This window comes from Robertmurraya korlensis (assembly GCF_023715225.1).
Taxonomy (GTDB): domain Bacteria; phylum Bacillota; class Bacilli; order Bacillales; family Cytobacillaceae; genus Robertmurraya_A.
Genome location: NZ_JAMBNS010000037.1, coordinates 1 through 825 on the forward strand (window position 1 = coordinate 1; position 825 = coordinate 825).

Sequence of the window (825 nt, forward strand, 5' to 3'; positions counted from 1 at the left end):
CCCATCATGTTAGAGGCTTTTGCATAGTATTTTGAAGCCTCTGGGTTGATGTCAATACCGTGCATCATGCCCACGTGACCCATATGCTCAACACCACCGATAATGAACACATCACCTTGACCGGTCATGATTTGTGCCGCTGCGGTGTGAAGTGCTTGCATGGATGAACCACATAGACGGTTGACCGTTTGACCTGCCGTAGTACGTGGTAATTCAGCCAATAAACCAATGTTACGACCAATATTCATACCTTGCTCTAGGGTTTGGTTGACACAGCCCCAGATAACATCTTCTACAAGTTTGGTATCAAACGGGTTACGTGCTACCAAGGCTTTAACAAGCTCCGCAGACATGCTGTCAGCGCGTACATTGCGGAACATACCATTTTTTGATTTGCCCATTGCGGTACGAACGCCATCGACAATCACGACATCTTTTGGACTTAATGTAGTCATTCTATTCTCCTTAAAATTTATAATCGTCGATTACGCTTGTGGGTAAAAAGTTTTACCATTTGCCGCCATATCACGAATCATTTGTGGCGCTTCATAGGCTTTACCTAAGCTTGCGTATTTGTCGCAAAGGGCTAGGTAATTTTGCAGTCCGATTTGGTCGATGTAACGGCATGGGCCACCACGGAATGGCGGGAAGCCAATACCCATAATCATCGCCATGTCTGCCTCTGCAGGGGTCGATACGATGTTATCTTCTAAACAGCGAACCGTTTCATTACATAATGCAATCATCAAACGATCGATGATTTCTTGGTCTTCAAACTGTTTTGGCGCATCGATAAATGGTTTTAATAATTCAACGGTTTGTGGA

General features: G+C 44.6%; 2 protein-coding genes. Both read right to left on the minus strand.

Going from position 1 to position 825, the window contains the following annotated elements:
• Positions 1-455 (minus strand): thiolase family protein (locus tag M3175_RS25735; RefSeq protein ID WP_285852450.1); only part of this gene is annotated, 455 nt, incomplete at its 3' end.
• 30 nt (positions 456-485) lie between these two features.
• Positions 486-825 (minus strand): 3-hydroxyacyl-CoA dehydrogenase family protein (locus M3175_RS25740; protein ID WP_251524460.1); only part of this gene is annotated, 340 nt, incomplete at its 5' end.